The 9503-nt window shown below is 63.4% G+C and carries 9 protein-coding genes; all 9 read right to left on the bottom strand.

The window, feature by feature from the left end; genetic code table 11:
• Positions 1 to 118: 118 nt before the first annotated feature.
• On the bottom strand, positions 119 to 871 hold the full coding sequence (locus AC1DX0_RS25150) for an ABC transporter permease (RefSeq protein ID WP_477357205.1): 753 nt from the start codon (positions 869 to 871) through the stop codon (positions 119 to 121).
• Between the two features lie 207 nt (positions 872 to 1078).
• Positions 1079 to 2068, bottom strand: a complete 990-nt coding sequence (locus AC1DX0_RS25145) for an ABC transporter substrate-binding protein (RefSeq protein ID WP_477220865.1) — start codon at positions 2066 to 2068, stop codon at positions 1079 to 1081.
• 332 nt (positions 2069 to 2400) lie between these two features.
• Complete coding sequence (locus AC1DX0_RS25140; RefSeq protein ID WP_477220864.1) at positions 2401 to 3144, bottom strand: amino acid ABC transporter ATP-binding protein; 744 nt, start codon at positions 3142 to 3144, stop codon at positions 2401 to 2403.
• The gene (locus AC1DX0_RS25135; protein WP_477220863.1) at positions 3141 to 4115 is read right to left on the bottom strand and encodes an amino acid ABC transporter permease; all 975 of its coding nucleotides are present in this window, start codon (positions 4113 to 4115) and stop codon (positions 3141 to 3143) included. The genes AC1DX0_RS25140 and AC1DX0_RS25135 overlap by 4 nt, the downstream gene beginning before the upstream one ends.
• A gap of 54 nt (positions 4116 to 4169) precedes the next feature.
• Positions 4170 to 5003 carry a transporter substrate-binding domain-containing protein gene (locus tag AC1DX0_RS25130; RefSeq protein WP_477220862.1) on the bottom strand — a complete coding sequence of 278 codons (834 nt, stop codon included), beginning with the start codon at positions 5001 to 5003 and terminating at the stop codon, positions 4170 to 4172.
• A gap of 265 nt (positions 5004 to 5268) precedes the next feature.
• Complete coding sequence (locus AC1DX0_RS25125; protein ID WP_477221091.1) at positions 5269 to 6096, bottom strand: alpha/beta fold hydrolase; 828 nt, start codon at positions 6094 to 6096, stop codon at positions 5269 to 5271.
• 2 nt (positions 6097 to 6098) lie between these two features.
• Positions 6099 to 7175 (bottom strand): LLM class flavin-dependent oxidoreductase, encoded by a 1077-nt coding sequence (locus tag AC1DX0_RS25120; RefSeq protein WP_477220861.1) that lies wholly within the window; start codon positions 7173 to 7175, stop codon positions 6099 to 6101.
• A 28-nt stretch (positions 7176 to 7203) separates the two neighbouring features.
• Positions 7204 to 8715, bottom strand: coding sequence for an aldehyde dehydrogenase (locus AC1DX0_RS25115; RefSeq protein WP_477357203.1), 1512 nt, complete (start codon positions 8713 to 8715; stop codon positions 7204 to 7206).
• Between the two features lie 22 nt (positions 8716 to 8737).
• On the bottom strand, positions 8738 to 9503 hold a 766-nt coding region (locus AC1DX0_RS25110; RefSeq protein ID WP_477357201.1), incomplete at its 5' end, for a flavin reductase.

Raw genomic sequence — 9503 nt, 5'->3', positions numbered from 1 at the left:
GTCCAGCGCCAGCACGGCGTTGTCGCCCGTGCCGTAGCGCAGCGCCACATTGTCGACGCCGATGTCGGCGCTCTTCGGTTTCGTCGCAAGTGTCAGGGCGTCCATGTCGGCGAACTCCTCAATTGGCCCAGGGAGCGACGAGGCGGCGGATGCCCCGGAACAATTGGTCGGTGCAAAGACCAAGGATGCCGATCATGGCGATGGCCATGAAGATGACGTCGACCTGGAAGCCGCGCATCGCCTTAAGCGAGATGTAGCCAAGTCCGCTGCGCGCGGCGACGAGTTCGGCAACGACGAGATAGGTCCAGGCCCAGCCCATGGTGACGCGCAGCACGTCGAGCACATTCGGCAGCGTGGCCGGAAAGACGATGTGGAAGACCGTGTCGCGGCGTTTGGTGCCCAGCGTATAGGCTGCGTTGACGAGGTCGCGCTGGACGCCGCGGGCGCTGTCGGCGATCATCACCAACTGCTGGAAGAAGATGCCGAAGATGATGACGGCGACGCGCTGCTCGATGCCGATGCCGATCCACAGGATGAACAGCGGCACGAAGGACGTCACCGGCAGATAGCGGATGAAATTGACGAGCGGGTCGAGCGCGGCCTGGACAATGCGGTAGGTGCCCATCGTCAATCCGAGCGGCACCGCCACGATGCTCGAAATGACGAAGCCGATCAGCACCACCTGGACGCTGGCGAGCACATGCTCCCACAACGACCCGTCAAGCGCCATATTGATGGTGGTGAACAAGACGGATTCGGGGCGCGGCAGGAACATTTCCTTGACCGCTCCGGAATAGGTCAGAGCGAACCAGCCGCCAATTACCGCGCCCCAGACCAGGACGCTGAGCGTGATCGCGAGAGGGCGCGACACCGCCTGAAAAGGTGTGGTGACAGCTTTCCAGGCGGATCGACCGGGCTGATTTTTATCCACGCTCGTTGTCACGATATGGCTGATGGGAGACGTTGCATTTGATGCCAGTGTCACAGGGAAACCCTTTGGGCTGACTGGACCGCAGGCGCGATGCGCGCCTGCGGTCCAGCGAACTGCGGTCCAGCGAACTCGCTTTGCGAGGCCAGATCACTTCGTCAGGAAGGACGGATCGACGAGGTCGTCGAATTTGATGTCCATCTTGAGCTTGCCGAAGCCGCCCCAGACATCGCCGCCGAGCTTGATCAGCTTGCCAGCTTCACCGCTCTCGCCGCCGGCGAAAAATTCGGCATTGCGCGCCTTGCCGTAGAAGTTCACACCCGCGGCGGAGGAGGCGAAGTCTTTTGGCTCCTTGAGCCAGCCGCCGACGCCCTTGGCCATCACTTCATAAGCCTTCGCAGGATTTTCCTTGATGAATTCGTTGGCCTTGTAGAGGCCCTTCACCAGCGCCTCGACATCTTTGGGATTCTTCGTGATGTAGTCGCAGTTGAGCGCCACCACATCGACGATCAAGCCCGGCGTTTTCGAGGAGTCGATCAGCACCTGGCCCTTGTTTTCCTTCTTGGCCAGCGTCAGGTGCGGTTCCCAGGTGACGGCAACGGGAATGCGATCGGCCATGAAGGCGGCGGCGGCGTCATCGGCCGTCATGTTGGTGATCTTCACATCGGCCTGGGTGAGACCGGCCTGCTTGAGCAGGATGTTGAACCAGAACTGCGACACCGAACCTTCGTTCAGTGCAACCTCCATGCCCTTGAGATCGGCGATGCTCTTGACGCTGCTCGGCGCCAGAACGCCGTCGCCGCCATGGCTGTCGTCCAGGGCGTAGACCGATTTGAAGCAGACATCCTTCGAACGGTACTTCATGATTTCGTCTATGGTCGAGGCGCTGCCGTCGAGCTCGCCGGCGGCGACGGCCGCCATGTACATCGATGCTTCCTCGATGATTTCGAGCGAGACATCGAGGCCACCTTCCTTGAAGTAGCCCATGTCACGCGCAAGGAAGAGCGGGCCGTATCCGACCCAGGTCGTCATGCCCAGCTTCAAGCTGCCGGCTTCGGCGTGGAGGCTCACCGAAAGGGCGCTCAGAGCAATGCCGGCCGCAAGCGCGGCGCGGCGAAACTTCGAGATTATTGTCGTCATCACGTTCCCCTGTCTTTTTCTGAGGTCAGGCGCTGTCGGCGCCAAAACAACCCGCTTCGGACGCATCGCCGAAGGCTGCCGCCTGACGTTCTTTTTGTTCTCTTTCAGCCGGCAGATGGAGCAAAGCACGCTGTGTGCGATGCACAAATAATGATTTTCGATAATTCTGCTTAGGCTGGGCCTAACCAGGCCGGCGCGGGCCGCGCTCGGGCCTTAGGCGCCTGGATGACCGTCTCAATGTCGGGGTGGCCGCGGGAAGCGCACGGGCGTTCGGAAAGACCCCTGGATGCCGTGCCGACGGAGCATTTCCGTGCGACGGCGGAACGCTCCGGTCAGTGTTTCAAGATCTGGCTGAGGAACAATCTGGTTCGGTCGTGGCGTGGCTGGCCGAAGAACTCGTCCGGCGTACCCGCCTCGACGATCTGCCCGGCGTCCATGAAGATGACGCGGTCGGCCACCGCACGGGCAAAGCCCATTTCATGCGTGACGCACACCATGGTCATGCCGTCGCGGGCAAGCTCCGTCATGGTGTCCAGCACCTCCGAGACCATTTCCGGGTCGAGGGCGGAGGTCGGTTCGTCGAACAGCATGACAGCCGGCTCCATGCACAGGCTGCGGGCAATCGCCACACGCTGCTGCTGGCCGCCGGACAGCTGGATGGGAAACTTGTTCGCCTGCTCGGGAATGCGGACCCGCTCGAGGAACTTCAGCGCCGTCTTGCGCGCCTCTTTTTCCGGCACGCCCTTCACCCACATCGGGCCGGCCATGCAGTTCATCAGCACCGTCATGTGCGGAAACAGGTTGAAATGCTGGAACACCATGCCGACGTTGGAGCGCACGTCGGCGACGTTGCCCATCTTGCCGTGCAGGGCAACGCCGTTGACGGTGATATCGCCCTCCTGATGCGCCTCCAGGCGATTGAAGCAGCGGATGAGCGTCGATTTGCCGGAACCCGAGGGTCCGCAAATGACRATCCGCTCGCCCTTGTGGACGGTCAGGTTGATGTCCTTCAGGACATGAAAGGCGCCATACCACTTCGATACGTTGCGCGCTTCGATGATGGCATGAGCGCTCATCGGACCTTGCTCCTGTGGTAATGCCGCTCGATCCGCGCCTGAATCAGTTCGAGGCAGATCGACAGCATCCAGTAGATCATGGCGGCCGAAATCAGCATCTCCATGTGCTGGAAGGTCTTCTGGCCAAGGGTGCGCGCCAGGAACATCAGCTCCCACACGCCGATGACCGAGACCAGCGAGGAATCCTTCAGCATCGAGATGAACTGGTTGCCCGTCGGCGGAATGATGACCGGCAGCGCCTGCGGCAGGATGATGCGGCGCATGGTCAATGTGAAGCCGAAGCCCATGGAGCGCGACGCCTCCCACTGACCGCGATCGATGCTCTGTATGCCGGAGCGGAAGATCTCAGTCATATACGCGCCGTAGCAGAGCGAAAGTGCCAGGATGCCGGCAGGCACCGCGTTGATGACGAAGCCGAGTTGCGGCAGGCCGAGATAGATCAGATAGACCTGCATGAGCAGCGGAAGGCCGCGGAAGAAGGAGGTGTAGAAGCTGGCGATGGCGTAGGCGAAGCCATTGTTGGAAAGCTTGGCGACCGCGCCGGCGACGGCGATGACCGAGGCGATGACAATCGAGATCGCCGAGACGTAGAGCGTGGTGACAACGCCTTGGCTGATCAGGAACGGCAGCTTCTCCCAGATAAAGGGCAGGCTGAGATGGAAGGTCTCGAAGAAGGCGATGAACAGGAGCAGCAGTTCGAGCCAGACGATGCCGATCTGGAACTTGAGCGGCGCAAAGCCGATCAGCACGACGTTCAAGGTGAAGATCACCGCTATGGCAAAGGCAATGGCAAAGCGGCCGTAGAAGCCACTCACCGACGGTTCGCCGATCACCGGACGCATCAGTTCGGCAAAGCTGGTGCCCGACATGTTGAAAGCCATGAAGAGCAGCAGAACGACGCCGAACATCGTCGCCACGAACCAGGGTTTGTGGACGAGGATTTCGGCTTCGACGGTATCCGGATATAGCATCTTTGAGCACCGGCTGTTGGGCGGCCTGCCGTGAGCAGGCCGCCTTTTAAGGGGCTAGTTGGTCTTCGAATAATCCTGCCCGTACCATTTTTCGGAAAGCTTGCTCAGCGTGCCGTCCTCCTTCATGGCTTTCACGGCGTCGGCGATCTTGGCGGAGAGTTCGGGATCGCCGCGCTCGATGGCGATCGCCAGCGGCTCGAAGAAGACCGGAGCGCCCAGCTGCTTGATCGGGTAGCCGGCCTTCTGCGCATCGAGGATCGACGGCAGCGAAGAGACCACAGCGTCGAGGCGCACGCCGTCGCCGAGGCGGAGGTCGTCAAAGGCGGTCGTCGAATTCTCGTAGGAGTGGACCTCCTTCGGGTTGAGCTTGTATTCGAATGGCGGCGCGCCGGCGGCATCGAGCGTCAGATCCTTCTTGGCATAGGCCTCGAAGGTGGAGGTGCTGGTGGCGCCGACCACCTTGCCGTCGAGATCGGCCAGCGTCTTGGCCTTGCTGTCCTTGTGCACGGCAACGGCCGCCGGTGTGTAATAGTAGACCGCCGGAAAATCGAAGATCTCGGCGCGCTTCTTGGTCGGCGTCATCGAGCCGGCATGCATGTCCCAGCGCCCTGCCCAATGGCCGGCGGTGATGATGTCCCAGCCGGGCGTGATGAACTCGACCTTGACGCCAAGGTGCTTGCCGATCGCTTTGGCGACGTCGACATCGAAGCCGTCCAGCTCGTTGCTGGCATTCACGAAGGACTGCGGCGCCCAGTTGGCGTCGGTCGCCACCTTGAGCGTGCCGGCCGCCATCACGCGGTCGAGCACCGCGCCTGCGTGAGCAGGATATGCGCCAAGCGCCAGCCCCAGCGCAGCCATCGTCACTTGTCGTCTGTTCCAGATTGTCATGTGCGTATTCCCCTGTTGTTGTTCAGTCCCTTGCGGTCACTTCCGTTCAGCCGGTCGTGACGTCGCAATTTCGTGCCGACCAGGTCGGCGTCCTCTCCCAAAGGCTCGCGGATTTAGCGACGTCGCGGCCGGTCCGGTCTTCCGATGTCGCGGAGGATGTTTGCCGTCGCCATTCCCCCGATCACAGGGAAGGTGCCGGCCCGTTGCCTGCGAGGTGTCGTGCAGCACCTGCTGTTCGACATTCTCTGCCGCATCGCGAAGGCTGCTATTCATCGGCGGTGGCCCCTTCCCCACTGTCAGCGTCCAGCAGGAAATCGCCCATCACGGCGGCAACCCGGTCCGGCGCCTCGATCAGGATCGAATGGCGAAGTCCGGGCAGGATGGCGAGTTGCGACCCTTGCAGCTGTTCGTGCATCAGCCGTGCCATGCGCGGACTGGAACCCTGGTCGTCCTCGCCGGTGACGATCAGCGTCGGGCAGGTGACGCGGTCGAGAATGCCGCCGAAATCAGTCTCGGCCAGAACGCGATAGGCGGCCGCATAGCAGTCGCGGTCGTTCTCGGCGTCACGACGGCGCAACTCGGCGATGACCTCCGGGTTGCTGTCCTGAAAATCCTCCGTCAGCCAGCGCGACAGCGAGGCTGCATGATGCGCCGAGGCGTCGCTCGCCATCAGCGCCGCCAGCCGGCCACGCACCGCGTGCCGCTCCTCGGGCGTGCGGCCGGCGATCGTCGACAGCAGCACCAGTTTTTGCAGGCGCTCGGCATGCGTCAGCGCCAGGCGCTGCGCGATCAGGCCACCCAGCGAAAATCCGGCCAGATTGAAGTTGGCAAACCCGACATGGTCGGCCAGCGCCAGCGTCTCCTTGACGAAATCGTCGATCTCGTAGCGGCCCTTGACCCGGCTGGAGCGGCCATGGCCGCGCAGATCGAAGGTGAGGACCGCGAAGCGATCTTTCAGCTGCCCGGCCACGCCATTCCAGGCTTCGAGATAGGAGCCGACACCATGGATGCAAACGAGCGGCACGCCGCCCTCACCCTCAAGGCGCCAGTTGAGCAGCACGCCCTCGACATCGAGCTGGCCGGAGCGCGCCATGGTCACGCCCTCGCCGCCTGGCGCGCCCTGTCGCGCTCGCGCGCGGCAAAGACCGGCATCACCTCGTCGACCCACAGCTTGATCGTCTTCTTCTGCAGCTCGAACGGCAGGTTGAACGTCAGGCCGAGGCAGTACTGGTCGACGCCCGCCGCTTCATAATCGAGCAGCTTCTCGATCACCTCGTCGGGCGTGCCGAACATCAGGTTGCGGTGGATGTTCTCGGGATTGTAATTGTCCTTGCCCTTGACGCTCTCGTAGGGGACGGCTTCGGGAAAGCCGTTTTGCACGGTGCCGATGTTTTGGAACAGGTTCTCGAAGGCGCGGCCATAGTCGATGGCATGCCCGACCGCGATCTCCCAGTCCTGCGCCCGTTCGTAGATGCAGGTGCGCCGCTGCATCATCAGGCGCGGGCGCGGCACCTCCGGGTGATCGGCGACGGCCTTGCGGAATTTCTCGCCGAGCACGGCGATCTCGGCCGCCGGCGCCGACAAGGGCGTCGACAGGATCGAGGCACCGATGCCGACCGCCCAGTCGAAGGTACCCGGGTCTCGCGCGGCCACCCAGATCGGCGGATGCGGCTTCTGCAGCGGTTTTGGCACGCCGGCGGCGAGCGGGAACTTCCAGTAATGGCCGTCATGGGCATAATCCTGCGCCCACAGCTTCTTCACCGCCGGTACCAGTTCCTTCAGATAGGCAACGCCTTCCTGCTGCGGCATGCCGCCGGCCATGCGGTCGAACTCGTACTGATAGGAGCCGCGCGCGATGCCGAACTCCAGCCGCCCGCCGGTCAGGTGATCGCAAAGTGCCGCCTCCCCTGCCAGCCGGATCGGGCTCCAGTAGGGCGCGACCAGCGTCGAGGTGCCGAGCCGGATCTGCTCGGTATGCTGGGCAAGCCAGGTCAGTGTCATCAGCGGGTTCGGCGAGATGTTGCATTCGATCGTGTGATGCTCCGCCGTCCACAGCGTCTCGAAGCCACCCTCGTCGGCCAGGCGCGCCAGCTCGAGCAGATTGCTCTTCACCTTCGACATCGGCATGTCGGGCGAGAAGCGCTCCATGGTCAGCGAAACGGCGAATTTCATGTCGGTCTCCCCAGTGCGTCGGGTTTGGTCAGCGAAGGCGGATAATGAAGGGGTCCTGCATGGCGCCCGAGTAGTCGATGACGACGTTCTTCAGGCGCGAGAACTCCTCCATGGCGTCGAAGCCGCCGCGCCGGCCATAGCCGCTCTCCTTGAAGCCGCCATTGGCGGACATGAAGGAGGACGCGCGGTAGGTGTTGATCCAGACCGTGCCAGCCTCGACATTCCTGGCGAAACGCAGCGCGCGGTTGATGTCCCGCGTCCAGATGCCGGAGGCGAGCCCATAGCGGGTGTCGTTGGCGAGCCGGATCATCTCGTCCTCCGACGAGAACGGCATGACGCCGACAACGGGACCGAACAGCTCCTCCTGCATGAAGTCCATGCCATTGTCGGCATCGGTCATGACGGTCGGCTCGAAATACCAGCCGCCGGCAAGCTCGGCCGCCTGCGGCCGCCGGCCGCCGGCCGCGATGCTCGCGCCCTGGCGCACGCCCGAGGCGACATAGCCCTCCACCTTGGCAAGCTGCGCCGACAGCGCCAGCGGACCGATGTCGGTTTCTTCCAGCGTCGGCAGCCCGACCCGCACGCGCCGCGTGCGTTCGACCAGCGCCTCGACGAAGCGATCGTAGACGCTGGCCTCGACGAAACAACGCGAACCGGCGACGCAGGTCTGCCCCGCCGCCGCGAACACACCGGACACGACGCCGTTGACGGCATGGTCGATATCGACATCGCCGAAGACGACATGCGGCGACTTGCCGCCGAGTTCCATCGAGCARGGAATGAGATTSTSMGCCGCATTGGCGGCAATCCGCCGGCCCGTTGCGGTCGAACCGGTGAAGACGAGTTTTGCAATGCCTGGATGCCGCGTCAGCGCGTCGCCGGCCACGGCGCCGGTGCCGGTGACGACATTGACGACGCCGGCCGGAAAGCCGGCCTCCATGATCAGCTCGGCCAGAGCGAGCGTGGACGCACTGGCATGCTCGGACGGCTTGACAACCACCGTGTTGCCGAGCGCAAGGCATGGCGCCAGCGTGCCGGTGAGCAGCATCAGCGGCGAGTTCCACGGCGTGATCATGCCGACGACACCGATCGGCTCGCGCAGGTTGAAATTGAGCATGTCGAGCTTGTTGACGGGGATGGTGTCGCCGAGCAGCTTGTCGGCCATCCCAGCGAAATAGGTGTAGCTGTCGGGCATGGCGCGCATCTGCGCCCGCATTTCCTTGAGCAGCTTGCCATTGTCGCGTGTCTCGATCAGCGCCAGCTCGTCGGCGTGCTCCAGCACCAGTTCCGCCAGCCGGCGCACGAGCTTGCCGCGGTCGGTCTGCGTCATGCGTCGCCATGCCGGAGCGGCGAAAGCGGTACGCGCGGCCTCGACGGCCGCGCCGACATCCTCGGCGCCGGCCTCGGCGAACTGGTACCAGGGCTTGCCGGTGGTCGGGTCGAAACTGTCGATGTACTGCCCACCTTTCGGCGCCACGAACGCACCGTTGATGAACAGGTTCTGGCGTGAGCCTTCGAGCGATCCGACCGTCGTTTTCATGCTGTCTGTCCTGCGTGGGGCATCATTCGGACGCGGCCTGCGTCCACGATTGCGACTGGCCGTCGATCATGGCGACGCGGCCGCCGTCACCGGTGTCGATGTAGATGCCGAAGCGCTTGTCCTGACACTCGCGCGCATAGCGGCGCAGCATGGCGCGCAATTCATGCGTGGCGATCCGCTCATAGGGCAGCGCGTCGACGGAAAAGAAGGCGTGGCCATCCGGAAGTGAGGCTTCAGCGCTCTCACGGCTCAGTTCGGCGCGGTAGATCAGATAGCCCGGGTCGCTGTCGGCGACGTCGAACACCGAATAGAGGAAGGTGTTTTCAGGAACGAGGCTCAGCGCCTCGCCGCCATCGAGGACGAGCCGGCTGTCGGCCTTGCGGCGCTGTGCCGTCGGCAGCACCCAGCCTCCCTTGCCATCGCTGCGCAAGAGGATGCGGTTCCCGGCTTCGACCAGATAGCCGATGATCATGTCCTGCGAGGCCAGCCAGCCGGCGGGCAGCGGATCCTTCACGCTGGCGTAACGGCCGCGGCAAAATCCGAGCGGCGCCGATGGGCTGGTGCCGAAAGCCTGGACCTGGCCGATCAGGATGATGTGATCGCCGGCCTCGATGCGGTTGTGAACGGTACAGTCGAACCATGTCAGGCTGTCGGTGAGGATTGGCGCGCCGGTGTGGGCGCGGTCATGGTTGACCGACTGGAACTTGTCCGCCGCCTTCGACGCGAACACCGAAGAGACTTCGACCTGGCCTTCATGCAGGAAATTGACCGCGAAGGACCGTGTCTCG

Source organism: Mesorhizobium sp. P3_A9 (assembly GCF_056402975.1).
Note: the sequence above shows the minus strand (reverse complement) of the source record. Positions and strands in the feature narration are given on the sequence as shown.

Excerpts from the sequence above, each read along its gene's own strand:
- AC1DX0_RS25130 (WP_477220862.1), bottom strand. The coding sequence starts at position 5,003 with ATGACAATCTGGAACAGACGACAAGTGACGATGGCTGCGCTGGGGCTG.
- AC1DX0_RS25125 (WP_477221091.1), bottom strand. The coding sequence starts at position 6,096 with ATGGCGCGCTCCGGCCAGCTCGATGTCGAGGGCGTGCTGCTCAACTGG.
- AC1DX0_RS25135 (WP_477220863.1), bottom strand. The coding sequence starts at position 4,115 with ATGCTATATCCGGATACCGTCGAAGCCGAAATCCTCGTCCACAAACCC.
- AC1DX0_RS25145 (WP_477220865.1), bottom strand. The coding sequence starts at position 2,068 with ATGACGACAATAATCTCGAAGTTTCGCCGCGCCGCGCTTGCGGCCGGC.
- AC1DX0_RS25120 (WP_477220861.1), bottom strand. The coding sequence starts at position 7,175 with ATGAAATTCGCCGTTTCGCTGACCATGGAGCGCTTCTCGCCCGACATG.